This window comes from Streptomyces sp. NPDC051563 (genome assembly GCF_044454225.1).
GTDB lineage: Bacteria > Actinomycetota > Actinomycetes > Streptomycetales > Streptomycetaceae > Streptomyces.
Genome location: NZ_JBITDL010000028.1, coordinates 73018 through 96542 on the forward strand (window position 1 = coordinate 73018; position 23525 = coordinate 96542).

22 protein-coding genes are annotated in these 23525 nt (G+C 73.8%); 8 read left to right on the plus strand and 14 right to left on the minus strand.

Annotation, left to right across the window (positions count from 1 at the left end):
• Positions 1-8: 8 nt before the first annotated feature.
• Positions 9-362: a VOC family protein gene (locus ACIA8F_RS29210; protein ID WP_399383199.1), complete on the minus strand. Its 354-nt coding sequence runs from the start codon at positions 360-362 to the stop codon at positions 9-11.
• A 51-nt stretch (positions 363-413) separates the two neighbouring features.
• A complete protein-coding gene (locus ACIA8F_RS29215) occupies positions 414-1196 on the minus strand; it encodes a GntR family transcriptional regulator (RefSeq protein WP_399383201.1) in 783 nt (260 codons plus the stop codon).
• Positions 1197-1379: 183 nt separating this feature from the next.
• Here ACIA8F_RS29215 and ACIA8F_RS29220 point away from each other — a divergent pair, with 183 nt between their 5' ends.
• Together ACIA8F_RS29220 and ACIA8F_RS29225 are read left to right on the plus strand one after the other, a co-directional pair.
• Positions 1380-2636 carry a PTS transporter subunit EIIC gene (locus ACIA8F_RS29220; protein WP_399383202.1) on the plus strand — a complete coding sequence of 419 codons (1257 nt, stop codon included), beginning with the start codon at positions 1380-1382 and terminating at the stop codon, positions 2634-2636.
• The gene (locus ACIA8F_RS29225) at positions 2633-2872 is read left to right on the plus strand and encodes a DeoR family transcriptional regulator (RefSeq protein WP_399383204.1); all 240 of its coding nucleotides are present in this window, start codon (positions 2633-2635) and stop codon (positions 2870-2872) included. The genes ACIA8F_RS29220 and ACIA8F_RS29225 overlap by 4 nt, the downstream gene beginning before the upstream one ends.
• A gap of 92 nt (positions 2873-2964) precedes the next feature.
• On the opposite strand, the gene argG is transcribed toward ACIA8F_RS29225, so the two are convergent.
• From argG to ACIA8F_RS29240, 3 genes are all read right to left on the minus strand, one after another.
• Complete coding sequence (gene argG, locus ACIA8F_RS29230) at positions 2965-4413, minus strand: argininosuccinate synthase (RefSeq protein ID WP_399383206.1); 1449 nt, start codon at positions 4411-4413, stop codon at positions 2965-2967.
• Positions 4414-4559: 146 nt separating this feature from the next.
• Positions 4560-5738 carry an SGNH/GDSL hydrolase family protein gene (locus tag ACIA8F_RS29235; protein WP_399383207.1) on the minus strand — a complete coding sequence of 393 codons (1179 nt, stop codon included), beginning with the start codon at positions 5736-5738 and terminating at the stop codon, positions 4560-4562.
• Positions 5739-5881: 143 nt separating this feature from the next.
• On the minus strand, positions 5882-6451 hold the full coding sequence (locus ACIA8F_RS29240; protein WP_399383272.1) for a TetR/AcrR family transcriptional regulator: 570 nt from the start codon (positions 6449-6451) through the stop codon (positions 5882-5884).
• A 71-nt stretch (positions 6452-6522) separates the two neighbouring features.
• Between ACIA8F_RS29240 and ACIA8F_RS29245 the strand changes: the two genes are divergently transcribed.
• Both ACIA8F_RS29245 and ACIA8F_RS29250 read left to right on the plus strand, forming a co-directional pair.
• Positions 6523-7068: an FBP domain-containing protein gene (locus tag ACIA8F_RS29245; protein ID WP_399383209.1), complete on the plus strand. Its 546-nt coding sequence runs from the start codon at positions 6523-6525 to the stop codon at positions 7066-7068.
• Between the two features lie 364 nt (positions 7069-7432).
• On the plus strand, positions 7433-8689 hold the full coding sequence (locus ACIA8F_RS29250) for an Ig-like domain-containing protein (protein ID WP_399383273.1): 1257 nt from the start codon (positions 7433-7435) through the stop codon (positions 8687-8689).
• 56 nt (positions 8690-8745) lie between these two features.
• On the opposite strand, the gene ACIA8F_RS29255 is transcribed toward ACIA8F_RS29250, so the two are convergent.
• A complete protein-coding gene (locus ACIA8F_RS29255; RefSeq protein ID WP_399383211.1) occupies positions 8746-9978 on the minus strand; it encodes a PucR family transcriptional regulator in 1233 nt (410 codons plus the stop codon).
• Between the two features lie 128 nt (positions 9979-10106).
• Between ACIA8F_RS29255 and ACIA8F_RS29260 the strand changes: the two genes are divergently transcribed.
• Positions 10107-10997, plus strand: a complete 891-nt coding sequence (locus ACIA8F_RS29260) for an esterase/lipase family protein (protein WP_399383212.1) — start codon at positions 10107-10109, stop codon at positions 10995-10997.
• Positions 10998-11030: 33 nt separating this feature from the next.
• Here the strand turns inward: ACIA8F_RS29260 and ACIA8F_RS29265 are convergent, their stop codons facing one another.
• The 5 genes from ACIA8F_RS29265 to ACIA8F_RS29285 form a co-directional block, all read right to left on the minus strand.
• Positions 11031-11990 (minus strand): aldo/keto reductase family oxidoreductase, encoded by a 960-nt coding sequence (locus ACIA8F_RS29265; protein WP_399383214.1) that lies wholly within the window; start codon positions 11988-11990, stop codon positions 11031-11033.
• A 9-nt stretch (positions 11991-11999) separates the two neighbouring features.
• Positions 12000-14015 carry a peroxidase gene (locus ACIA8F_RS29270; protein ID WP_399383216.1) on the minus strand — a complete coding sequence of 672 codons (2016 nt, stop codon included), beginning with the start codon at positions 14013-14015 and terminating at the stop codon, positions 12000-12002.
• Between the two features lie 144 nt (positions 14016-14159).
• Positions 14160-14408: a hypothetical protein gene (locus ACIA8F_RS29275; RefSeq protein ID WP_399383217.1), complete on the minus strand. Its 249-nt coding sequence runs from the start codon at positions 14406-14408 to the stop codon at positions 14160-14162.
• Positions 14405-14860 (minus strand): hypothetical protein, encoded by a 456-nt coding sequence (locus tag ACIA8F_RS29280; RefSeq protein WP_399383218.1) that lies wholly within the window; start codon positions 14858-14860, stop codon positions 14405-14407. The genes ACIA8F_RS29275 and ACIA8F_RS29280 overlap by 4 nt, the downstream gene beginning before the upstream one ends.
• Before the next feature lie 951 nt (positions 14861-15811).
• Positions 15812-16303, minus strand: coding sequence for a GNAT family N-acetyltransferase (locus ACIA8F_RS29285; RefSeq protein ID WP_399383220.1), 492 nt, complete (start codon positions 16301-16303; stop codon positions 15812-15814).
• Positions 16304-16490: 187 nt separating this feature from the next.
• On the opposite strand from ACIA8F_RS29285, the gene ACIA8F_RS29290 reads away from it, so the two are divergent.
• Positions 16491-17312 carry a hypothetical protein gene (locus ACIA8F_RS29290; protein WP_399383221.1) on the plus strand — a complete coding sequence of 274 codons (822 nt, stop codon included), beginning with the start codon at positions 16491-16493 and terminating at the stop codon, positions 17310-17312.
• 174 nt (positions 17313-17486) lie between these two features.
• Positions 17487-18158, plus strand: a complete 672-nt coding sequence (locus ACIA8F_RS29295) for a TetR/AcrR family transcriptional regulator (protein WP_399383223.1) — start codon at positions 17487-17489, stop codon at positions 18156-18158.
• 61 nt (positions 18159-18219) lie between these two features.
• On the opposite strand, the gene ACIA8F_RS29300 is transcribed toward ACIA8F_RS29295, so the two are convergent.
• The 3 genes from ACIA8F_RS29300 to ACIA8F_RS29310 all read right to left on the minus strand — a co-directional run bounded on the left by ACIA8F_RS29300 (position 18220) and on the right by ACIA8F_RS29310 (position 22606).
• On the minus strand, positions 18220-20121 hold the full coding sequence (locus ACIA8F_RS29300; RefSeq protein ID WP_399383225.1) for an ATP-binding cassette domain-containing protein: 1902 nt from the start codon (positions 20119-20121) through the stop codon (positions 18220-18222).
• 294 nt (positions 20122-20415) lie between these two features.
• Positions 20416-21936, minus strand: coding sequence for an ATP-binding protein (locus ACIA8F_RS29305; RefSeq protein WP_399383227.1), 1521 nt, complete (start codon positions 21934-21936; stop codon positions 20416-20418).
• Positions 21929-22606, minus strand: coding sequence for a response regulator transcription factor (locus tag ACIA8F_RS29310; RefSeq protein ID WP_383949953.1), 678 nt, complete (start codon positions 22604-22606; stop codon positions 21929-21931). Before ACIA8F_RS29310 ends, ACIA8F_RS29305 begins: the two co-directional genes overlap by 8 nt.
• 132 nt (positions 22607-22738) lie before the next feature.
• Between ACIA8F_RS29310 and ACIA8F_RS29315 the strand changes: the two genes are divergently transcribed.
• On the plus strand, positions 22739-23446 hold the full coding sequence (locus ACIA8F_RS29315; RefSeq protein WP_399383229.1) for a hypothetical protein: 708 nt from the start codon (positions 22739-22741) through the stop codon (positions 23444-23446).
• The last annotated feature ends 79 nt before the right edge of the window (positions 23447-23525 follow it).

Here is a 23525-nt window from a genome sequence, read left to right on the forward strand (position 1 = left end):
GGCCGTGGTCAGGCGGGCTGCCACAGTTCGATCCGGTTGCCCTCGGGATCGGTGACCCAGCCGAACCGGCCGACGCCGTCCATGTCCTGGGTCTCCTGCGCCACGTCCGCCCCCTTGGCGCGCAACTGCGCGAGCATCGCGTCCAGGTCGCGGACCCGGAAGTTCAGCATGGTCTGCTGGGCGGGGGAACCGAAGTAGTCGGTCCCGGACTCGAACGGCGCGAACACGGTCGGCCCGGCAGCCTGGCGCCACAGCCCGTGCTCGTCCGAGTCCAGCCCCAGGCAGTCCCGGTACCACGCGGCCAGGGCCGCCGGATCTGCGGCCCGCACGAAATATCCACCGATTCCCAGCACACGTTCCATACCCGCGATCCTGCCAGGCAGCCGTCGCGATCCCTTGCCGAGCGCGCCGACTCACTCCCGCCCGGGTCCGGCCGTCAGGGTGGTGTGGAAGCGGTAGCGGTCGGCGCGGTAGACGATGCGGTTGCATTCGCAGGGGCGGCCGTGCTGGTCGTAGGTGAGCTGTTCGATGTGCAGTACGGGCGCCCCCTCGGGCAGGTCCAGCAGGGGGGCCTCGTCCGGGGGGACGAGGGAGGAGTGGACGGTGTAGCTCGCGCGGGTGGGGACGATGCCTCGTGCGGTGAGCTCCGTGTACAGCGAGGCCGTGGTGTAGTCGGGCTCGCCGATGCCCGGGGCGCGCTCGGCCGGGACGAGCGTGACGGAGTGGCACATCACCACGTCGTCGAAGAGCCGCACCCGGTCCAGCTCGAAGATCAGCGCCCCGGGCAGCACCTGGAGGGTGTCCGCCTCCTCGAAGTCCGCCGGGCGCAGCCCGGCGGCGAACACCCGCGCGGTCGGCGTGAAACCGAGCCGGCGGCCGTACTCCTTGAGCCCGCCGATGAGCTCGGAGGTGTGGTCGAAGGCGGGGAGCGCTCCGGAGCCGGCGCCGGCCGCGACGTGCCAGCCCGCCCGCTGCGCCGAACCGACCTTCCCCTCCTCCTGGAGCGCGTGCAGTGCTTTGCGGAGCGTGACCCGGCTGACGCCGAGGCGCTCGCAGAGGTGGCGCTCGGAGGGGAGGCGCATGCCGGGGGCGAGGGCGCCGGCGGCGAGGGCTTCGGCGATCGCGTCGCGCGCCTGTACGTGGACGGGCCGCGATCCGTCCCGGAGGACGGGCCGCAGGTCGAGAGGCTGATTCACCGCTCCAGTATTCACCGGCGCGCCCGTCTCCGTACCAGGAATGGACCAGAAGGACGAGCCCCATCCGGGCCGGTTCGGGCTACGGGCCTGGGATGACGGGACCTTCGGCCGGGTTCCCGTCCTCCAGGGTGGTCTAGTTTTGGTCTATATCTGGTCCATGAAAAACAGGAAGAAGCACACGGAATGAGCAGCCGACGGGGCTTCGGGATCGTCAAGGGCATGCAGGAGATCGGCCGGAGCCTGCAACTCCCGCTCGCGGCGCTGCCGGCCGCCGGGATCATGGTCCGCCTGGGCCAGCCGGACGTGTTCGGCTCGGACGGCCTGGGCTGGACCAAGGCGGCCGAGGTCTTCGGCCTCGCCGGCAACGCGCTGCTGGGTGCGCTCCCCCTGCTGTTCTGCGTGGGCGTGGCCATCGGGTACGCGAAGGAGGCGGACGGCTCGACCGCGTTCGCCGCCCTCGCCGGCCACCTGGTCTTCGGCAAGGTCCTGGAGGCGTTCCCGGACCAGGTCACCGACAAGCCGACCGATCCGGGCGTCCTCGGCGGCATCGTCATCGGACTGATCACCGCCGTGCTGTGGCAGCGGTACCACCGCACCCGGCTCCCCGACTGGCTCGGCTTCTTCAGCGGACGCCGCCTGGTCCCGGTCCTCATGGCGTTCGCCGGCCTCGCGATGGCGGTCGCCTTCGGTCTGCTGTGGGCGCCGGTCGGCAACGGCCTGAACGCCTTCGCCGCCTGGTTGTCCTCCCACGGCGCGGTCGGCTCCGGCATCTTCGGCTTCATCAACCGGATGCTGGTCCCGATCGGCATGCACATGCTGCTGAACACCTACGGCTGGTTCCAGTTCGGCTCCTTCACCGGCCCCCAGGGCCAGGAGGTGCACGGGGACATCGCCCGCTTCCTCGCCGGCGATCCCTCGGCCGGGATGTGGATGACCGGTTTCTTCCCGATCATGATGTTCGCCCTGCCCGCCGCCGGGCTCGCCATCGCCCACTGCGCGCGGCCGGAACGCCGCAAGGCCGTCACCGGAATGATGGTCTCGATCGGCCTCACCGCGATGATCACCGGCGTGAGCGAGCCGCTGGAGTTCTCGTTCATGTTCATCGCACCGGTCCTCTACGGGATCCACGCGCTGCTGACCGGCCTGTCGATGTTCGTGACCATGGCCCTGGGTGTGAAGGCGGGCTTCACCTTCTCCGCGGGCCTCTTCGACTACACGCTGAACTGGTCGCACGCCACCAGGCCCTGGCTGATCATCCCGATCGGCCTCTGCTTCGCGGCGGTCTACTACGTGGTCTTCCGCTTCGTGATCACGAAGTTCGACCTGCCGACCCCGGGCCGCGAGCCCGAGGAGGAGATCACGGAGGAGGCGGAGACCGAGGCCGCGACCGGCGATGGGGCGGCGGCCGAGCGCGCGGACGCGTCCGGGAGGCGGCCGTGAGCGACCAGGTGCGCCGGATCAGTCTGGCGACGGGCAAGCTGACCGCCGCTTCCCGGCGCCACCACATCGTGGAGACGGCGTGCCGGGAGGGCTACGTCTCCCTGGAGCGGCTCGTCCGCGAACTGGACGTCAGCGCGATGACCATCCACCGCGACCTGCGGCTCCTCGACTCGCGGGGCGAGGTGCGCCGGGTCCGCGGCGGCGCGGTCGCCCCCCGGATGACCACGGCCCCGTGACGCAGCAGAACGCCGCCCGCGGTCCCCAGCGGGACCACGGGCGGCGCATCACGTCCTGCGGCCGGCAACCGGCGGCCGGCACTCGGCGGCGACTAGTCGGTGCCGAACTCCATCGCGGCGCGGTCCAGCAGCTCGTCGTCGCCGGAGACCTCGCCGCGCGAGGCGATCGCCTCGGCGCCGCCCTCGGGCATGGCGCCGATCAGGCCGGAGCCGGGCGCCTCGACGGCGCCGATCAGCGCGGGGTGCGTGCTCCCGACGATGCCGAGGCCGGCGTACTGCTCCAGCTTCGCGCGGGAGTCGGCGATGTCGAGGTTGCGCATCGTGAGCTGGCCGATGCGGTCCACCGGGCCGAACGCCGAGTCCTCGGTGCGCTCCATGGAGAGCTTGTCCGGGTGGTAGCTGAACGCCGGGCCCGTGGTGTTCATGATCGAGTAGTCCTCGCCGCGGCGCAGGCGCAGCGTCACCTCACCGGTGATCGCCGTACCGACCCAGCGCTGCAGGGATTCGCGGATCATCAGCGCCTGCGGGTCCAGCCAGCGGCCTTCGTACATGAGGCGGCCGAGGCGGCGGCCCTCGTTGTGGTACTGGGCGACCGTGTCCTCGTTGTGGATCGCGTTGACGAGGCGCTCGTACGCGGCGTGCAGCAGGGCCAGGCCCGGAGCCTCGTAGATCCCGCGGCTCTTGGCCTCGATGATCCGGTTCTCGATCTGGTCCGACATGCCCAGGCCGTGGCGGCCGCCGATGGCGTTGGCCTCCATGACCAGGTCGACGGCGGAGGCGAACTCCTTGCCGTTGATCGTGACCGGGCGGCCCTGCTCGAAGCCGATGGTCACGTCCTCGGTGGCGATCTCGACCGAGGGGTCCCAGAACCGGACGCCCATGATCGGGTCGACGGTCTCCACACCGGTGTCGAGGTGCTCCAGGGTCTTCGCCTCGTGCGTGGCGCCCCAGATGTTGGCGTCGGTGGAGTAGGCCTTCTCGGTGCTGTCGCGGTAGGGCAGCTCGTGGGCGAGCAGCCACTCCGACATTTCCTTGCGGCCGCCGAGCTCGGTCACGAAGTCCGCGTCGAGCCACGGCTTGTAGATGCGCAGGTGCGGGTTGGCGAGCAGGCCGTAGCGGTAGAACCGCTCGATGTCATTGCCCTTGAAGGTCGACCCGTCGCCCCAGATCTGGACGTCGTCCTCCAGCATCGCGCGCACCAGCAGCGTGCCGGTGACGGCGCGGCCGAGCGGCGTGGTGTTGAAGTAGGCGCGGCCGCCCGAGCGGATGTGGAACGCGCCGCAGGCGAGAGCGGCCAGGCCCTCCTCCACGAGCGCCGCACGGCAGTCGACCAGGCGCGCGATCTCGGCGCCGTACGCCGTGGCACGCGTGGGCACCGACGCGATGTCGGGCTCGTCGTACTGGCCGATGTCGGCGGTGTAGGTGCAGGGGACGGCACCCTTGTCGCGCATCCAGGCGACGGCGACGGAGGTGTCGAGCCCTCCGGAGAAGGCGATACCGACGCGCTCGCCGGTGGGCAGGGAGGTGAGAACCTTTGACATGGGATGAGTATGCGCGATGATGCATGATCATGCAAAATCCGGGTCGGGAAGTTTCGCGGCGAGTCCGGCGCGTCCGGCGGGACCCCCGTGGGGCCGCCCCGCCGGGCCGCGGCACGGGCTTGGTGAAGCGCAGGTCCGGAGGCGGCTCAGCCGGCCGGCGGGGCGAAGGGCCCACCGGCGGCGAAGGCGTGGCGGGCGAAGTTCTCGGCGATGCGCACGTGGCCCGCCGGGTCGGGGTGGAGGTCGTCCGGCAGCGGCAGCTCGGCGTGGTCCGCAGCGCCGTAGAGCTCGCGGCCGTCGAGGTAGTGCAGGTGCGGGTCCCCGGCCGCCCGCTGCGCGACGATCCCGGCGAGCGCCTCGCGGATGACATTGAGCGTGAGCCGTCCGGCGGCCCGTTCGGCCGGGTCGCCCAGTGCCTTGAACCGCAGGGTCCCCGTGCTGAAGTCCGTGGTGAGGGGCCCGGGGGTGTCCTCCTGGATCGGGCACAGGAGGGGTGACACGACGAGGAGCGGGGTCACCGGATGGCCCTCGCGGAGGGTGTCGAGGAAGCCGTGGACCGCGGGGGTGAAGGCGCGCAGCCGCATCAGGTCCAGGTTGGCGAGGTTGATCCCGATCTTGATGCTGATCAGGTCGGCGGGGGTGTCGCGCATCGCGCGGGCGGTGAAGGGGTCCAGCAGGGCGCTGCCGGAGAACCCCATGTTGACCAGGTCCACCACACCCCGCATCGCGGCCAGGGCCGGCCAGGTGCCGGTGGGGCGCTCCGCGTTCGAGCCGTGGCTGATGGAGCTGCCGTGGTGCAGCCACACCCTGCGCCCGCTGTCCGGGGCGGGGGTGACGGGGGCGTCGGTGCGCAGGGCGATCAGTTCGGTGATCTCGGTATGGGGCAGCCAGATCTCGACGTCCTTGTCCCGCGCGGGCAGATCCGCGAAGCGGGCGGTGCCGGGCGGGCCCTCTTCGACTTCGACCGCCTGGGTGGCCAGGTCGAGGGTGCGGACCCGGCCGCCCGGCACGGTGGCCCGGGCGGTGAGCACGCCGTCGACGACGAGGTCGTACGCGCCGTCCGGCGAGGCCGGGAAGCCCCGGTAGGCCCGCTTCGTGGGCAGGGCGTCCAGTTCGATGACGGTGGCGCGGGTACGGAAGGCCAGGCGCACGCCGGACGGGCGGGCCTCGGCCGTGGCCAGCTGGTCGTCGGGGATCTGCAGGCGGGCCCGGGCGGGCAGCCGGTGGGGCAGCAGTCCGTGCGCGGTGCGTTCCACGTCGACGGCGCCGCGCAGGAGGTCCGGGGTGACCGGCGTGGTGACGGACGGGGTGGCAGGTGTGTTCATCGGTTCGGCCTCGCGATCGGGGGACAGCGGTCCCGGGGTGCGCGCGTGCCCGCGCGCGGGTGTGCGGGGACCGGTCGGGCTTCAGCCCCGCAGGTGCGTGGGGGGCCTCTGACACCTCGGCCCCGCGGGTGCATGGGGGGCGCTCAGGCCGTCGGCCAGTTGCGCAGCATCACGTCGAGGGAGTCCACCATCCGGTCCCAGGACTCCTGCGGGTCCACGGCCGTGTGGCTGAAGCCGCCGCCCAGCTCCAGGCTGACGTAGCCGTGGAAGACGCTGCCGAGCATCCGTACGGCGTGCGTCTGTTCCGGTTCCGCCAGGTCGTAGCCGCGCAGGAGCGCCCGCGTCATCTGGGCGTGCCGGACGCCCGCGCTGGCGGCGGCCGTCTCCGGGTCCAGCCGGAACCGGGCTGCGTCGTAGCGGCCGGGGTGCTCCCGGGCGTAGTCCCGGTAGGCGTCCGCGAAGGCCGCGAGGGCGTCCTTGCCGGCCCGCCCGGCCAGGGCGGCCGCGACCCGGTCGGCCAGTTCCTCCAGGGCGAGGAGGGCGATCCGGGTCTTGAGGTCCCGGGAGTTCTTCAGGTGCGAGTAGAGGCTCGCGACCTTGACGTCGAACCGCCGGGCGAGCGCCGAGACGGTCACCTGCTCGAAGCCGACCTCGTCGGCCAGTTCCGCGCCCGCCCGGGTCAGCCGCTCGGTGGTCAGTCCTGCTCGAACCATCATGTGCCTCCTAGCTGGCGACAGCCATTATGCATTTGCCTAAAACCTTTAGGCAAATTAGCCTGCCGCTCATGAAGCCGTTGACCGAGCAAGAGATCCGTACCGCCTTCGTGAACTGCACCAAGGGCGAGGCAAAGCGCCTGTCCGTACCCCGCGACCTGGCCGAGCGGCCCTGGGCCGACCTGGACTTCCTCGGCTGGTGGGACCCCAAGGCCCCCGAGCGCGCCTACCTCGTCACCGAGCTCGACGGCCGCACGGTCGCCGTCGCGCTGCGCTCCTCCGGCGCCGCTCCCTCCCAGGCGCGGCGCAGCATGTGCTCGCTGTGCCTGACCACCCACACCGGGGGCGTCGCGCTGATGGTCGCGCCGAAGGCGGGCAAGGAGGGGCAGCAGGGCAACACCGTGGGCGCCTACATCTGCGGGGACCTCGCCTGCTCGCTCTACCTGCGGGGCAAGAAGAACGCGGGCCCGGACGGCCGGCTCCACGAGTCGCTGACCCTGGAGGAGAAGATCGAGCGGACGGTCGCGAACCTCGCCGCGTTCCTCGCCAACGTCACGGGCGAGGGCCGCACCACGGCCGCCGGCGAGGCCTCGGCCGCGACGGCGACGAGCGCCTGACGCGCCCCTCCCCTACTCCGTACGAGCCCTCTTCGGTGCCCGTTCGGCCCCATGGGCCGAGTTCATGATCATCGGGCTGCCCGGAAATCGTTTTGATGCTGCCATCCGGCCGAAGGCGATCTGGGAGGGCTGCGTGACGCGCATGCTGTCATCGACACACCGTGGAGGATTCCGACTCCGGCTCCGGCGACGGGGCAGGACGTGGCGGGTGGCCGGGGCGGTGGCCGGGGTGGTCTTCGTGGTCGCCGCCGCGCCGCAGTCGGCGTCGCGCTCCGCCGACGGGCCGCAGGCGGGCGGCGAGCCCGCCGGCTCCGTCGAGCTGCTGGTCGGCCGGGTGCTGGCCGACGGGGGCCGGCGGTGCGCGATGGACGCGTTCCGGGCGGAACGGTGCGGCGGACTGGAGCAGCAGCTGGTCCGGGCCACCGCCAGCGGAGCCGGTTCGATGGTGCGCGATCCCTCGTCCCGCGGCGCGGCCCGGCCGGCCGCCCGTACGGTCGTCCTGCCCACCGACGCGGCCGGCCCCCTGGAGATCGCCCTCGCCGGACCGGGCCTGCTCACCTACGTCACCGTCCACGATGGCCACGGCCGCTACGTGGGCGGCGCCATGGGCGCCCGGGGCCACCACTGGGGCAACACCGAGCCGCTGCGCGCCGGTGAGACCTACACCGTCCGGGTCGGCGCCCAGGACGCGGCGGGCACCCCGGTCGGGGTCACCATGGCGTTCCGGACCGCGGCGGCGGCGCAGGACGAGCGGCTCACCGCCGAGTTCGGGCCCCGGCCCGGGACGTACGGCGCGGGGCAGATCGTGACGGCCTCCCTGAGCCGCCCCGTTCCCGCCGGCGACCCGGCCGCGCGGGCCCGGCTGGAGCGGGCCCTGCAGGTCACCTCGGAACCGGCGGTCGAGGGGGCCTGGCACTGGGTCGACGACTCGACCCTGCACTACCGGCCCCGCACCTACTGGCCCGCCCACGCGGTGGTGCACGTGGTCAGCGGTCTCGACGGGGTCGAGGTCGGGGAACACGAGTACGGCGGCCCCTCGGAGGACCTGCGCTTCACCGTCGGGGACCGGATCGAGGCGCTCACCGACGCCGCCGCGCACGAGATGACCGTACGCCGCAACGGCCGGACCGTCCGGACCATCCCGGTGACCACCGGCAAGGAGGGATTCCTGACGCGCAGCGGCATCAAGGTCGTGCTCGGCAAGGAGCGGAAGGTGCGCATGCGCGGGGACACCGTGGGCATCAAGCGCGGCACGAGCGAGTTCTACGACCTGCCCGTCTTCTACGCGACCCGCGTGACGTGGAGCGGGGAGTACGTGCACGCCGCGCCCTGGTCCGTCGACGCGCAGGGCGAGGAGAACGTCAGCCACGGCTGCACCGGCATGAGCACGGCCGACGCGGCCTGGTTCTTCGACACGGTGCGGGAGGGCGACGTGGTGTCGGTGGTCAACAGCGGCGGTGAGCCGATGGCCCCGTTCGCCAACGGCTTCGGCGACTGGAACCTCACCTGGGACGCCTGGCTGGCCGGCAGCGCCCTGGGCGGCGCCACCGACGCCCCGCTCGCATCCGCCTCGGCGACCACGTCGGCGCACACACCGTCCCGCCTCCTCCCCCTCACCTGACCGCCCGCTGCCGGCGGGAGCAGCCTTCAGGCCCCGGAGCCCTTTGGGGCCGTGGTTCAGGGGCCCGGGCGGTGGGTTGCGTCGTAGGCCGTGAGGGCGGCCGCCAGGTGGCGGGCCGAGGTGGGGTCGGTGGCGTCGTGGCCGGTGAGGAGGCGGATGCGGCCCAGGCGGTAGGTCAGGGTGTTGCGGTGGACGGTGAGGGCTTCGGCGGCCTCCGCGCGGCGGTAGCCGGCCGCGATGAACTCCCGGAGCGTGGCGATCAGATGGGGCTGGTCGTCCAGGGGGGCCAGGACGCGGGCCAGGGCGTCGCGGGCGGGGCCGGGCTGTACGAGCTGGTATTCGACGGCCAGGTCGGACAGTCGGTAGAGGCCCGGCGGGCGCCCCAGGTCCTCGGCCAGGGCGAGGACTTCGGAGGCCTCGGTCTGGGCCTGCGGGATCGCTCCGTGGTCCTCGGCGACGGCGGCGGCCGCCGTGCACCGGAGCTCGGCCGCGGTGTCGAGGCGGGTGAGCAGGCGCCGGGTCGCGCCGTCCGGGCCGAGCGGGACCAGCAGCACGCCGCCTTCGCCCTTGAAGGTGGCCAGCACCTCGGGGTTGCCGTCCAGTTCGGAGCGCAGGGCGCGCAGCATCCGGTTCGTCGCGCCGCCGGGCGCCTCGGGCAGGCGCAGGACGACCACCTCGTACCGTTCGGCGAGGGTGCGCCCATACCGTTCGGCCGCGCGCCGCGCCGGGCGGCCCGCCAGCAGGACTCCGGCGAGGTTGCGGCCGTGTTCGCGCTGCTCCCAGTCGAGGTCGGCCTGTTCGCGCAGGTAGGCCTCGGCGACCTTGGGCATGACCTCGCCGAGGAACGCCAGCAGGCTCGTGACCAGGGCGTACGGGTCCGCGACGGGGTCCGGGCCGGTCGCGGCGAGCTCCCAGGCCCGCCGGGCGCCGAGCGGGTAGACGCGTAGCACCGCCTCCAGGGGGACCCCGTCGCGGGCCCGCTCCGCGCCCCAGGCGACGGGGGCCGCCAGCTCCGCCTCGGTGGGCGCCCGGCCTTCGGCGACGGTGGTGAAGAACAGCTTCAGCACGGCTTCGGTGTTCGCGACGAGGTCCCCGCCGAGGACGCTGTCGGGCAGCAGCCGGTAGGCGGGAATGGCGGCGGTCAGCCGGGCGACGGTCTCGGCCGCCATCTCCGGTATCCGGGGCAGCAGCGCGGCGGCGAGCTCCGGCGCTGCCGCCGCCTCCCCGCCCGGGGCGGTGTCCGGTGTCACGTCCGAGGTCCCGCTCGAGGTCACGCCCGCGTCGTCCATCCCCGCATTGTCACCGTGCACAAACGCGGGAGGAAGCATTCTGCGCGTACCGCCAGGGGACAGCGGCGGCGCGCCGGAGCATTCTGTGCAGTCCGACCAGTGCATGACCCCCCGTCAGGAGATGTCGTATGGTCCGCCGTACCCGTGCGTCGCGCACCCGCACCCTGCTCGCCAGGGCCGCCCTCCCGCTGGCCCTCATGCTCGGCGCCGCCTTCCCGGCGCACGCCGCCACCGAGGGCGCCACCGGAGGCGGGGTCAACGACTTCTCCTGCCGGCCCAGCGCCGCGCACCCCGAGCCCGTGGTGCTCCTCCACGGCACCTTCGCCACCTGGTACGAGGACCTCAACTTCCTCCAGCTCGACCTGGCCGCCCGCGGCTACTGCACCTTCGCCCTGACCTACGGCGCCTACGACGGCTTCCCGCTGGTCGGCGGCCTCAAGCCGGTGGCCGTCTCGAACGTGGAGATCAAGGAGTACGTAGAGAAGGTGCGCGGCGCGACCGGCGCGGCCAAGGTGTCCGTCGTCGGCCACTCCGAGGGCGGGCTCCAGGCCCTCTACCTCGCCAAGATGCAGGGCATCCAGCCCCACATCAAGGCGGTCGTGGCCATCGCTCCCCCGACCCACGGCACGAACGCCGCCGGGCTGCTGGACCTGGGCGACAAGCTGATCGGCCGGGAGACCCTGGAGAAGATCGTGACCACGATCGGCATCCCGGTGCTCGCCGACGAGGTGCCCGGGGGGCCCGCGATCCTGGCGCTCAACGACGGTCCGTTGGCCCAGCCCGGAATCGCGTACACCGTCATCACCTCGCGCTACGACGAGCTGGTGACCCCGACCGAGACGGCGTTCGTCCGCGAGCCGGGGGTCAAGAACCAGTACGTGCAGGACTTCTGCCCCCTCGACCCGGTGGGCCACATCGGCGAGGCCTACGACCTCAACGTCTGGCACATGGTCCGCAACGCCCTCGACCCGCGCCGCGCCACCCCGATCCTGGTCTGCGCGGTCGGCTCGCCGGGCTAGTCGCCGGGGGCCGGGGGTGTCGTCACGCCCGCCCTAGGGAAGCGGTCCGCCCCGGGCCGTGAGCCACAGGGAGTACCACTCCTCGTGGCCGAGGTCCGGGACGCGCAGCGAGGCGTCGCGGCAGGCCCGGATGCGCTCGGGGCGGCCGGTGCCGATGACGGGGGCGATCCGGGCCGGGTGGCGTTGCAGCCACCACAGCAGGATCGCCTCCGGCGTCGTGTCCTTCGCCTTGGCCAGGGCGCGCAGGTGCTCGGCGGTCGCATGCTCCCCCACGCTGGACTCCCGCCCGGTGAAGCGTCCCTGGGCCAGGGCCCCGTAGGCCTGGAGGCGGACTCCGTTCGCCGTGCAGTACTCGACGGTGCCGGCCGGGAAGCCCACGGCCGCCGCGGGCGGGGTGTTCACGAGGACCCCGTCCTCGAGCCAGTCCCGCCGGTGCAGGCTCATCTCCAGCTGGTTGGCGACGAGCGGGACGTCGAGGTGGCGTTGCAGGTGGGCGCACTGGGCGGCGTTCATGTTGGAGACGCCGAACTGCCGTACGAGGCCCTGGCGGTGCAGCGAGGACAGCGCCTCGGCGATGTCCGCCGGGTCGGCCAGGGGGTCGGGCCGGTGCAGGAGCAGGACGTCGATGACGTCGGTGCGCAGCCGTGTGAGGCTCTCCTCCACGCGGCGCAGGATGCTCGCGCCCCGCAGGTCGTAGATGCCGGGGCGGTCGCCTTCGGCGAGCCGGATGCCGCACTTGGTCTGCAGCGTGATGCGCTCGCGCAGACCGGGGGTGCGGGCCAGCACCTCGCCGAAGACGGCTTCCGCCTTTCCGTGCCGGTAGATGTCGGCGTGGTCGAACATCGTGATGCCGCTGTCGAGGGCGGCCTCGATGGCCGCCTCGGCCTCGTCGATGTCCTCGGCCCCGTACGGGCCGGGCTCCCAGCTCCCGCCGAGAGCCATGCAGCCGTAGATCAGCCGGGTGTCGCCTGTCACTGGTGCCGTGATCGCCATGCGGCCACCCTACGAGGCGGACGCCTTCCACAGAACCCGCTTCCCGTCCACGATCACCAGCTCGCCGGAGCGGCGCAGGAGCAGGCGGGCGCCGGGGTGGCCACCGGTTCCGCTGGACCAGACCGTGGCGCCGCCGGCGTCGCGCACGAGCAGTTCGCCGTCCTTGAGCACGGCGTCGTGGCCGGCGCCGCCCGTGTACGTGCGCCAGGTGCGGGTGCCCTTGGTGTCGAGCAGGGTCAGGTCGCCCGAGGAGTCGAGGGTCAGCCGGGCCTTCCCCGCGTCGAGGACGTCGCCGGGGTGCAGGACGGAGGCGGCGTGGAACTCGATGGAGTCGTCGAGCTCCCCCTTCGCCAGGGCGCGCAGGACGGGGAGGGAGGGGCTGAAGGCGTAGACGGAGCCCTCGGTGCGCACGAACCGGCTGAAGGAGAGGGTGTTGGCCCGGCTGCCGGTGCCGTCCGCCGAGGGGGTTTCGAAGGCGATGGGCGAGTCGGGGCCCAGCACCGGGTCGCAGCCGGTGCGGGGGTTGCGGCCGGCCGGGAAGTCCGGCTCGTTCACCCACTTGCGCATCACCAGCTCGAACTGCCCCACCAGGTCCGACTGGTGGCATACGAAGACCAGCCCGCGCGGGCTCTGCGGGCCGTGCTCCTCGCCCAGCTCGGGCTTGTAGACGGGGCCGTACGGGATTCCGCGCCGCATCAGGCGCCGCGCGTCGAGCTCCGCCTGGGCCACGGGGGGCCGTCCCGGGGTGAGGACGAGGCCGCCGCGCGGGTTCCCCTTGCGGATGTGCGCGAACAGCGGCATCCGCCAGCCCTGCGGGTCCTGGCTGTAGTCCAGTCCGGCGTCGGGATGCTTGCCCGGCACGGGCAGTTCCTCCGCCGCGGGGCACAGGGCCACGGGCATGCCGCCCGGCCAGCGGCCCATCAGGCGGGCTCCGAGCCACTCCCGGCCGGCGTCGGCGGGAGCTGCTCCGGCGCGCTGGAGTTCGGCCAGGCGCAGCGCGACCTGGGTCCACCAGCCGGGCACGTCCTGCGCGAGACGGCGCACCACCTGGAAGGCGCCGCCGGTGGCCCAGGCGGGCAGGCCGGTGGGGCGCTTGTTCACACGCTCGGGGCCGACGACGAACTCGCCGGCCGGGATCAGCCTGGTTCCGGGCTTGCCGAGCACGCCGGTCGGGTCGGCCGGATCGGGCTCGTCGAAGCCCCGTACGCCGGGCTGGCTGATGCAGTCGAGGAACCCGAAGTGCTCGTGCCCGCGCAGCGCGCCCGGCAGGGTCGCCCCGTCCTGGCGGAACAGCACCGTCCCGTCGGCCCCGGCCGCGGCCGCGCGGTGTTCGGCGACGGCGACGGCGAGCCGCTCGGGCTGGTCGGCGGCGAGCGTGAGGACGGCGTGCACCGCCGGGCCGGACTCCTCGGAGCCGAACAGCCAGGACTCCGGGGCGCTCGTGCCGGTGTCGCCGAGCTGCTGCGCGCGGGCGGCGCAGCCCTGGGTGAAGGCCTCGGCGCTGGAGCCGGGCGGGGCGGCGGGGAAGGGCTCCTTGCCGGCCAGCAGGCGCAGACCGGGATGGGTCAGGCCGAGCCCGGTCCACAGGGTGGCCATGGAGACGGGGTCGATGCCGCCGCTGCGCCGGCGGGCCCTGCTGAACGCCCGGTTGAAGCGGGCCACTTCCTCGGTGGTGGAGATCGAGGGCAGCAGGTCGGTCAGCCAGCGCCGGGCCTTCTCGGTATCGCCGAAGTGGAGGAACAGGAAACAGGCATGGTCCTTGCGGAACCCGGCGAGGATGTCGCCCTGCGAGTCCCGGTCGGTGCGCAGCGGGAGGGCGGCGGGGTCGGTGTCCCGCCGGGCAGGCCCCGTGGCCGCTCCCGCGGCCGGTCCCGCGGCCGGGAGGACCGGCGCCTCGGCGGCCCGGGCCGTGGAGGCGAGGCCTGCGGTCAGACCGGCGGCGGCGAGGGCCGCGGCCTGGACCACGGTCCTGCGGGCGGGTCCGGTGTGGGGGCAGCCCGGGGGCGGCGACGGGGCGAGGGCCATCGGCTTGCTCCAAGTGGCGAAGGGGCGGGGGGGATCGGAACCGGGGGTGGCGGAACCGGGGTTCTCGGAGCCAGGAGGCATCGGAACCAGGGACGGGAAGAGAGAAGAGAAGGGAGAAAGCGGCAAACAGGGACACGGCCCGGTTCAGCGCGGCGGCGTCGCGGGCGATCCGGAGTCGGGCTCGATCCGCAGTTCCACGTGGCGCCGGACGGTCCCGGCCGCGTGCGCGGCGGTGGACGCCGGCCGGGCGGCCCGCTCGCCCCGGTCGGGGGTGCGCGTGGCGGCCGCGAGGCGGGTGGGACGGCCGCACGGGCCGGCGGGCGCCGTACCGGGTGCGGGCCGGGCACGCCTACCGAGGCCGGAGGGCTCGTGGATCTCGATGGTGCCGTTCATCCCGTCGGCGAAGTCGGCGCCGTGGGCGCGCTGCTGGAGTGCGTCCCCGGTGACCCCGGCCCGGAAGGGGTGGCCGGAGCTGCGTGCGCGGCTGCGGAGTCCGAGGCGCGGGCGTGGGCGCAGTCGTAGGCGTAGGGGTGGTCGCGTCGGCGGACCAGCCGGGCGCCGTACCCGCAGAGACCGCCGGGCGCAACGATGCCGAGGACCCCGCACACGGCTTGGGGGCGGCCGGTCAGAACGGGGGCGGCCATCGTGAGGACGGCCGTACCGATCTTGGTGACCACCTTGATGGCCGGCCGTCGGTCCTGGACGTCCGCCACCCGGGCCCGGCGCCGCGCGAGCAGCCGGCCGGCCGGGTCCCGGGCTTCGTCGACGGCCTTCGGCCGGGTCTGCGCGGGGACCTTGGCGCTCAGCGCGCTGCATGAGACGGAGAGAACGGCGGCGACAGCCATGGGGCCGGGAACTCCTCAGTGCGGGGGCCGACGGACAGCGCACGCTGCCGGTGATCAACACACTCGGTGATCAACGCCGTGCGCGCGCGCCGGGGCCACCGATGGGGTGACGGATCCCTGGCGAACCGTCACCCGGACGCACCAGAACCGGGACTGTCGCCCCGTCCGGGCGGCGCGGGGGCGCCGCAGCGCGGGCCGCGGGGGCCCAATGGCGTAGCCACGGAGCAGGACGGAGGGCCTGGGTGGGGGGGCAGGCACGACACAGGGCAACGTGCCCGAGCGGTGCTCCGCCGAGAGGCACGGGACGCCAGGGCGCAAGGCCGTGCGTCCCACGCGCGGAGCCGCCCAAGAGCAACAGGACGGCAGAGCCGTGACGGCCAAAGGCGAAGCCCCCGATGGAACTCACGGCGGCACGCCCCGGGGCCTGCGGGCGGAGCCCGGACAGAGTCGCAAGGCGACAACCCGCAGGGCCGCAGGGCCCGCGCGCGGAGCCCCCGGCAAAGCCACCCGGCGACACGCCGTGAGGCCGTGAGGCCGTGAGGCCGTGAGGCCGTGAGGCCGTGAGGCCCACGCTCGGAGCCACGCAAGGCGGCACGGCACAGGGCCGTGGGGCGCGGGTGACGGGTGCGCGAATGACGCAAGAGCCGCAGGGCGGCCCAGCCCAGATCCGCGGGAGTCACGGAAGAGGCACAGGTCGACGCGCCGGGCGGGGCGAGCACGCGACGGCGCCGTCGACCGTCCGCCCCCGCGGTGAGCGCCTGGTGGCGGGCCGGTACGGGGCAGCCGACCAAACCTCGCAAGCGGAACAGGGGCGACACGGCACGGAGCCGTGAGGCCCACGCGCGGAAGGACGCAAGAGCCGCAGGGCGGCACACCCAGAGCCGCGGGAGTCACGTACGAGCCGCAGAGCGGCGCGCCAGGCGGGTGTGCATGCGCCCGCGCCGTCGGCGGTCAGCCCTCCGGGGTGAGGGTCCGGCGGTAGGTCAGGCCGGGGTTGTCGTTCAGGACGGTCTCCCCCGTCACCGTGAACCCGGTTCGCCGGAGGACCGCCGCCGAGGCCGGGTTGTCCAGGGCCGCGGACGCGGTGAGGACACCGAGGCCGTACTCCGTGGCGGCGAGCCGGCAGACCTCCCTGACGGCGGCGGTGGCCGTGCCGCGGCCCGCCGACCGTTCGCCGATGCGGTAGCCGAGGTCGGCGGCGCCGTCCGCGAGGTCGACCAGGTTGACGCGTCCGATCAGTTCCCCGGCGGCGTCCAGCACCACGTGGAAGCGGCACGCACCCGTGTCCTGCTCCGCGAGCAGGGCGCGGTGACGGGCCGGGTAGTCCGCGAAGAACGCGTCCCCGCGATCCGGTACGGAGCGGGCGAAGTACGCCCGGTTGTCCCGCTCGAAGGCCAGCAGGGCCTCTTCGTGATCGGCCCGCAGGCGTTCGATGCGCAGCATCCCGGGAGGATATACGTGCTGCTCGGACGAGCGCCGCGGATTTTCGGGGCGCCTCCGGGGGAAGGTCGCGACGGGGCGGTGGGGGCCGAAATCCCCGCTCCCCGTCCGGAAGTTGTGCGAGCGTAGGACGGTCAAGCCCCGTCCGGGGGACGGGCGACGGGGACGACGGCCGAACCAGGGGTGGGGAATGAAGGCAGGGACACTCACGACGAGCATCGCGGCGGCCGTGATCGTGACGGCGGGACTCAGCGGCTGCACGACCGGGGACTCCGTCGGCGAGAAGGCGGCGGACTCGGCGGAGACGCTGGTCGCCACGCTCGCGAAGGCCTCCGACGAGGCCGCCGAGGCGGGCTCGGCCGAGGTCGTGATGAACGTGACGACGCCCGACACGGGCGGCAAGCCGGTGGAGATGAAGGGCACCTACTCCTGGGGCAACGGCCTCGCGCTCGAGGCCGAGATGCCCGCCGAGTCCCTCCGGATGCAGGAACTCGTCGCCGACGGCACGATCACGTACCGGCTCGTCCAGGGGGCGTACTACTACGGCATCGATCCGGCGCCGAGCGGCCCCCTCAAGGGCAAGACCTGGCTGAAGGTCGAGGCCTCGGCCGTGCTCGGCGAGCAGGGGGCCGCCGGGATGAACGCGGGCAACGGCGACCCGACGGCCGGGCTGAAATCCCTCAAGTGGGCCAGCGGCGTCACCAAGGTCGGCCGGGAGGACGTCAACGGCAAGGACTCCGTCCACTACCGCGCCACGGTTCCGGTGGACAAACTGGGCGATGCCAAGGCGATGTTCGGCGCGGTGGGCGGGAGCGGTGCGACCGAGCTCGTCTCGGACGTCTGGGTCGACGACAAGGGCATGCCCACCCGGCTGAACCAGACCGTGGGCGACGTCACCGTCAACCTGGACTTCCTGTCCTTCGGCGTCACGAAGGACATCGCGATCCCGCCGGCCGCCGACACGGCCGATGTCACCGAGGACGTCAAGAAGGGGCGCGCCGCACAGGGCTGACGGACGGGGCCGCATCGCCTGCGTGCCACCCGGACACGCGGTGCGAGGTGCGCGGTGCGCGGTGCACGGTGTGTACCGAACCGGTCCGGTTCCTACACTGGCCCCGCACGCACCGCACCGTCCCCACCCCACGCCACCGCACCCCACCGCCCCGCAGGTACGAAGGACTCCCCCATGGAAGCCGACACGGCGAACGCCACCGACGCCTACGGCATCCCGGTCATCCCCGCAGCCTCCGACGCCGTCCGGCGCAAGCGCCGGGCGATCGTCGACGCGGCCGCCGCGGAGTTCCTCGCCGAGGGGTTCGCGGCTGCGTCCATGGACGCGATCACCAGCCGCGCCGGGGTTTCAAAGGCGACGCTCTACAAGCATTTCGGCACGAAGGAGCGGCTGTTCCTCGCCGTCGTCGGCGGCATCCTGCGCGAGACCTACGCCGGCCTCGAACCGGACGGCTCCGCCCTCGTGGAGGCCGCCGATCTGCGCGCCGCCCTGATCGCTCTCACCGGCGACTGGGCCGCGCTCCTGCTGCGCCCCGAGGTCATGGCCCTGCGCCGCCTGGTGATCGGCGAGATCGACCGCTTCCCCCAGCTCGGCCGGCTCTGGTACCGGGTCACCTACGACACGTACAACGGGCCCCTGGTCGAGGCGTTCACCGAACTCGCCCGGCGCGGAAGGCTGCGCCTCCCGGACCCCGAGCTCGCCGTCCGGCAGCTCGTCGCCGCCACCGCCGGCGTCCCGCAACTGGTGCACACCTTCGCACCCGGCACCGGGACCGGCGCGGCGGAGCTGACCCGTGTCGTCACCTCGGGGGTGGACCTCTTCCTGGCCGGCTACGCCGCTCCGTAGCCGCGCCCGCACGGGACCCCGCTCCGTAAACGGAGCCACGGAGCGGGGCGGGGCGCGCGGGTCAGCGGTCCTGTGAGAGCCCGTACAGCTCGGCGAACGTGCCGCCGAGGGCGGTCAGTTCGGCGAAGGTGCCGGTCTCGATGACCCGGCCCTTGTCGAGGACGATGATCCGGTCGGCGAGGCGGCAGTTCTCCATGCGGTGCGTGACGATCATGGTGATCCGGTCCTCCTTCATCTCCTGCAGGCCGGTGAAGATCCGGTGCTCCCCCCGGGCGTCCATCGCCGAGGTGGGCTCGTCCATGATCAGCAGCCGGGGCCTGCGGTGGAAGGCGCGGGCGCACGCCAGTCGCTGCCACTGGCCCCCGGAGAGCTCGTGGCCGCCCCACAGGGAGCGGGCCAGGAGCGTGTCCAGGCCGTTCGGACAGCCGCGTACGGCCCCGCTCATGCCGACCGCGTCGAGGGCGGCCCACACGGCGTCATCGCCCCCCGCGCCGGGCTGGCCGAGGGTGACGTTGTCGCGCACCGTGAACGGCCACTGCGCGTAGGACTGGGCGACCAGCCCGACGTGGGTCCACAGGGTCCGCTGGTCGTGCGCGCGGGTCGGGGTGCCGTCCCAGTACGCCTCCCCGTCGCTCGGGACCGTGAGGCCGGTCAGCAGGCGGATGAGGGTGGACTTCCCGGCGCCGTTCTCGCCGACGACGGCGATGATCTCGCCGCGGGACAGGGACAGGCTCACCGGCCCGAGCGCCGGGGTGTCCTTGCCCGGGTAGGTGTACGAGGCGTTCTCCAGGCTGACCTTCTCCGGCGGACCCGCCTCCGCTGTGCCCCGGGTGACGGCCAGTTCGCGGGCCTGCTCCAGGAAGAGCCGGTAGTCCTCGAGGTAGAGGGCGTGTTGGAACATGGCGGCGCCGTAGACCACGAGACTGGACAGGGCGGAGGCGGATGTCCGCATCGCGACGATGGCGGTGCCGGCCGCCGCCAGGGCCATGGAGCCGGACAGGACCAGGGCGCCGAGCGCGGCCCATGTTCCGAGCTGGAAGAGGCCGCCGAGAGCCGCGGCGAGGAGCGAGACCCGCAGGTACCGCGGGGCGGAGCCGACGAGTTTGGCGTCGATGCGGGCGCAGACGGCGGCGTACCAGTCGTGTGCGTGGGGGCGCATGGAATTGCAGCGCAGCTCGTCGCCGAGCTTGTGCGTGGTGAGGTACCAGCGCATCATCCCGCGGATGTTGCGGGAGGCGATCGTCTCGTTGTGGAGGGCGTGGTCCAGGCGGGCGGCGATGACGGCGCCCACGCCGCGCGGTACGACGGAGAGCAGGAGGAGCGGCATCAGAACGGGGTGCACGACGGCGAGGACCCCGGCCACCGCCACCAGGTTGACCAGGCCGTTGGTGAAGGCCATCGCGTCCTTGACGAGCATGGAGGACCGGGCCGCGCCGATCTCGGCGGCCTCCGAGCGGTCGGAGAACGCGGGCTCGTCGTAGGCGGAGACCTCCACGTCCATGTGGGCGTCGACCATCTCCAGGTCGGCCGTCGTGGACAGGCGCGGGGTCAGGCGGCGGGCCGCGCCGCCGGCGACGATCTGGGCGGTCGTGCCCGTTCCGGCCGCCACGGCGGCGACGGCCAGCGGCCGGGCGGCGTCCACGATGCGCTCGGCCGCGCCGCCGCCGGTCAGGAGCGGGCCCATCGCTTCGGCGACGGCCCCCAGCGACACGGCCGTGCAGACGCCGGCGAGGATCTGCCCCGCCAGCAGGAGGGTCGCGGAGGCGGGGTCGATGCGCCAGGCCATCCGGGCGGTCTGCGCGAGGGCGGCGGGCAGCCGCGCGGCCATGTCCCGGAGCGAGAGCTGCTCCATGGCCTCCTGGTGCGCGCCCCAGGCGAACGTGAACTCGGGTGGGCCGGAGGGCGCCGGACCGTGGGGTGCCGCCGGTTTGTCCTGGGTGCTCCGTGCCGTCTTCTCAGCCACGTGCAGCTCCTTCACGTCGTCGTCGAACAGCGGCGGTTCCCGTCGGACGGCGCCGCTCCGCGGCATGGCGGAGCGGGGCCGCGGTGCGTCCCGGGGAACCGGTTGAGAGGTCGAGTGAGGGAGTACATCCGAGCCCGGGACGCGGAGTAACCAGAACCGGCCTTCGTCGCAGGGCGGTGGGAACGGGCGCGCGAGGCCGCGGGGGCCGGGGGTCCGGAGCGGGCACGGGGGCCAGAACGGCCTGATCCCGCCGGAGCGCGGGGGACATGCCTTGCACGCCCCCGGCTCACGCCGTCAGGGGCCCAGCGGCAGGGTGGCGACCAGCCGGGCGCCCTTCGGGGAGTCCCGGACGGTGAGGGTTCCTCCGAGCCGCAGGGCGATGTCACGGGCGATGGCCAGGCCCAGGCCGGTGCCGCCCTCGTCGCGGGCGCGGGCGTCGTCGAGCCGGGTGAAGCGTTCGAAGACCCGTTCGCGGTCGGCGGGCGCGATGCCGGCTCCGTCGTCGGTCACTTCGAGGACGGCCTCCCCCCGGGCCTCGTCCAGCCGCAGGACGAGGCCGACGTGCTGCTCGGCGTGACGGCCGGCGTTGTCCAGCAGGTTGGTGACGAGCCGCGACAGCCAGATGGTGCTGCCGCGGACCGCGATCCCAGGGGCGACGTCCGCCCGGACGGCGACCCGCGCGCCCCGGCGCGTACGGGCCGCTTCGCGGACCACCTCCGTGAGGTCGACGGCGGCGGCCGGCGGTGGTTCCGAGGTGTCGAGGCGGGCCAGCAGGAGCAGGTCGGCCGCCAGGTCCTGGAGCCGTACGGTGTCCTCCAGCGCGCCGCTGACCAGCTCGCCCCACAGCTCGGGATCCGGGTGGGCCTGCGCGACCTCCAGCTGGGTGCGCAGCACCGTGATCGGGCTGCGCAGTTCGTGCGAGGCGTCCGCGATGAAGCGGCGCTGGCGTATGCCGGCCGCTTCCAGCCGGTCCAGGGTGGCGTTCATGGTGACGGCGAGCCGGGCCACCTCGTCGCGGGTGGGCGGCACGGGCACCCGGCGGTGGAGTTCGCGGTCGCCTATCTCGGCGACCTCGGCGCGGATCGCCTCGACGGGGCGCAGGGCCCAGCCGGTGACCCGCCAGGTGATCAGGGCGACGACCAGGACGAGCAGCGGGACCACGACGGCCAGCACCGTCATGATGGTCTCGTCGGCGGTGTCGGCGTCCCGGAGCGAGGTCCCGGCGTAGACGGTGACCAGCCCGTTCGCGGTGACGGTGGTGACCTGGACGACGCGTTGGCGGTGTTCCTGGCGGACCCGGCCGCCCTTCCAGGTACCGCGGACCGTGCCCGGTGCGTCGGGCGGTTCCGGGACGAGGGCGGGGCGGCCGCTGAGGTTGGGGCTGGACGCGAGCACGCGGCCCTGCGCGTCCACGACCTGGAGGAAGTCCGTGCCGCGGCCCGGCGGCGGTACGGGCTCCAGCCGGCCGGTTGCCGCCATCGCGGCCACCTTGACGGCCTGGCGCTCGGCGTCGGCCTGGGCGCTCATGGTCAGGTTGGTCTCCAGGGCCCCGAGCAGGGCGAAGGAGGCGATGCCGAGGGCCAGGGCCACCACCGCGGACGCACCGAGGGTGGCCTGGGCGCGGACGGAGCGCGGACGGAGCCGGGACAGGGCCCTGCGCAGCCGGTACGGGAGCACGCGCGGGCGGCGCCGGACCTCGCGGGGGCCGTCCCCGTCCCCGTCCCCGTCCCCGTCCTCGTACGGTGCGTTCGGCTCGTACGGCTGCTTCGGCCCCTTCGGCTGGTACGGCTCGTACGGCTCGTACGGCTCAGCCACCGTCGGCCGCCAGCCGGTATCCGGCGCCCCGGACGGTCTCCACCGCGGCCCGGCCGAAGGGCGCGTCTATCTTCCGGCGCAGGGCGCTGACGTGGACCTCGACGACGTTGAGGTCGCCTTCGTAGGCGGCGTCCCAGACGTGGTCGAGGATGTCCCGCTTGGGCACGACCTCGCCCGCACGGCGTGCCAGGTGCAGCAGGACGGCGAACTCGCGCGCGGTCAGCCGGGCTTCGACGCCGCCGCGGGTGCAGCGCTGCCGGGCCGGGTCCACGAGCAGGTCGCCGAACTCCATGACCTGCGGGCTGCGGCGGCCGGTGCGCCGGATCAGGGCCCGCAGGCGGGCCACGAGGACCACGTAGGAGAAGGGCTTGGAGAGGAAGTCGTCGGCTCCGGTGTCCAGTGCCTCGGCCTCGTCGTACTCGCCGTCCTTGGCGGTGAGCATGAGGATGCCCGACTCGCAGCCGGCCGCGCGCAGCCGGGCGCAGACCCGGTAGCCGTTGAGGCCGGGCAGCATGATGTCGAGCACGATGGCGTCGTAGTCGTGTTCGCCGGCCATCCACAGGCCTTGCGGGCCGTCGTGTGCCGTGTCCACGGTGAAGCCCTCGGCCCGCAGACCACGTTGCAGGGCGGCGGCCAGCCGCCGCTCGTCCTCGACCACCAGTACGCGCATGGGGCAAGGTTCTCAGGTCGCGCCGCCGGCTTGCTGAAGGGTTCTTCAGCTCGCTTCAGCGGGGCTTCAGCATCCTGCTCGCAGGATCGGCCGAGCCGGGCACGTCGCCCGGAGAACGCGAGGAGTGTCCAGATGACTCAGTCCAGTCCGCAGCCGCCCGAGTTCCCCCCGGCCGCTGCTCCCGTCGAGGGTGGCGCCGAGGGTGGCGGCGACCCGGCCGGCAAGGCGTCGGGGCGCGGCGCCCGGACCGCCCGCCGCTTCACCCGGTTCGCCCGTGAGGGCCGGGGACGCTGGGTGGCGCTCGGGCTCGTGGTGGTGGCGTCCGCCGGAGCGGGGGCGGCGGCGGTCGCGGTGACGGATCACGAGCACGACATCCGCCGTACGCGTGCGGAGCGGATGTGGGACCGGTTCGACGTGGAACGGGAGGGGGGCGGCGCGATGACGGCTCCGCTGCCCGCTCGCCCCGGGAAGCCGGGCGAGCCCGGCAAGCCCGGCCTGCGGGGCGGCCAGAAGGGCGAGCGCGGCGTCTTCCCGCCGGACGGTCAGGGGCGGCCCGCGCTCTCCGGCGACGAGGAGGGGTCCGCCGTGGACGGGCCCGGCCGGGCCCCCGTACCGCTGCCGGCGCTGCCGGCGGCCCAGGCGCTGGAGAAGGCGGAGGCCGCCGTGCCCGGCGGCAAGGCCGAGGCGCTGTGCGTGATCGCCCAGGAGGGCGGCGGAAGCGCCTGGCGCGTTGTGGTCCTCGGCTCCGACGGGGTCCGGCACGCCGTGACCCTGGCCGGCGCCGACGGCGCGGTCACGAGCAACACCGTCGCGGGGAAGGGTGCCGGAGCCTCCCGCTGACCGGGCACGGGCGGCGCCCGCCCGGTGTCCCGTACCGCAGCGCAGACGGCGGTACGGGACGGCGGACGCGCGGACGGAC

What these genes read in the sequence shown, in the direction of transcription:
- ACIA8F_RS29275 (WP_399383217.1), bottom strand. Translation starts at nt 14,408, where the DNA reads ATGAACGGCACCATCGAGATCCACGAGCCCTCCGGCCTCGGTAGGCGT.
- ACIA8F_RS29250 (WP_399383273.1), top strand. Translation starts at nt 7,433, where the DNA reads ATGGACGCGTTCCGGGCGGAACGGTGCGGCGGACTGGAGCAGCAGCTG.
- ACIA8F_RS29210 (WP_399383199.1), bottom strand. Translation starts at nt 362, where the DNA reads ATGGAACGTGTGCTGGGAATCGGTGGATATTTCGTGCGGGCCGCAGAT.
- ACIA8F_RS29240 (WP_399383272.1), bottom strand. Translation starts at nt 6,451, where the DNA reads ATGGTTCGAGCAGGACTGACCACCGAGCGGCTGACCCGGGCGGGCGCG.
- ACIA8F_RS29245 (WP_399383209.1), top strand. Translation starts at nt 6,523, where the DNA reads ATGAAGCCGTTGACCGAGCAAGAGATCCGTACCGCCTTCGTGAACTGC.
- ACIA8F_RS29265 (WP_399383214.1), bottom strand. Translation starts at nt 11,990, where the DNA reads ATGGCGATCACGGCACCAGTGACAGGCGACACCCGGCTGATCTACGGC.
- ACIA8F_RS29220 (WP_399383202.1), top strand. Translation starts at nt 1,380, where the DNA reads ATGAGCAGCCGACGGGGCTTCGGGATCGTCAAGGGCATGCAGGAGATC.
- ACIA8F_RS29295 (WP_399383223.1), top strand. Translation starts at nt 17,487, where the DNA reads ATGGAAGCCGACACGGCGAACGCCACCGACGCCTACGGCATCCCGGTC.
- argG (WP_399383206.1), bottom strand. Translation starts at nt 4,413, where the DNA reads ATGTCAAAGGTTCTCACCTCCCTGCCCACCGGCGAGCGCGTCGGTATC.
- ACIA8F_RS29255 (WP_399383211.1), bottom strand. Translation starts at nt 9,978, where the DNA reads ATGGACGACGCGGGCGTGACCTCGAGCGGGACCTCGGACGTGACACCG.
- ACIA8F_RS29290 (WP_399383221.1), top strand. Translation starts at nt 16,491, where the DNA reads ATGAAGGCAGGGACACTCACGACGAGCATCGCGGCGGCCGTGATCGTG.
- ACIA8F_RS29280 (WP_399383218.1), bottom strand. Translation starts at nt 14,860, where the DNA reads ATGGCTGTCGCCGCCGTTCTCTCCGTCTCATGCAGCGCGCTGAGCGCC.
- ACIA8F_RS29310 (WP_383949953.1), bottom strand. Translation starts at nt 22,606, where the DNA reads ATGCGCGTACTGGTGGTCGAGGACGAGCGGCGGCTGGCCGCCGCCCTG.
- ACIA8F_RS29235 (WP_399383207.1), bottom strand. Translation starts at nt 5,738, where the DNA reads ATGAACACACCTGCCACCCCGTCCGTCACCACGCCGGTCACCCCGGAC.
- ACIA8F_RS29315 (WP_399383229.1), top strand. Translation starts at nt 22,739, where the DNA reads ATGACTCAGTCCAGTCCGCAGCCGCCCGAGTTCCCCCCGGCCGCTGCT.
- ACIA8F_RS29270 (WP_399383216.1), bottom strand. Translation starts at nt 14,015, where the DNA reads ATGGCCCTCGCCCCGTCGCCGCCCCCGGGCTGCCCCCACACCGGACCC.
- ACIA8F_RS29260 (WP_399383212.1), top strand. Translation starts at nt 10,107, where the DNA reads ATGGTCCGCCGTACCCGTGCGTCGCGCACCCGCACCCTGCTCGCCAGG.
- ACIA8F_RS29285 (WP_399383220.1), bottom strand. Translation starts at nt 16,303, where the DNA reads ATGCTGCGCATCGAACGCCTGCGGGCCGATCACGAAGAGGCCCTGCTG.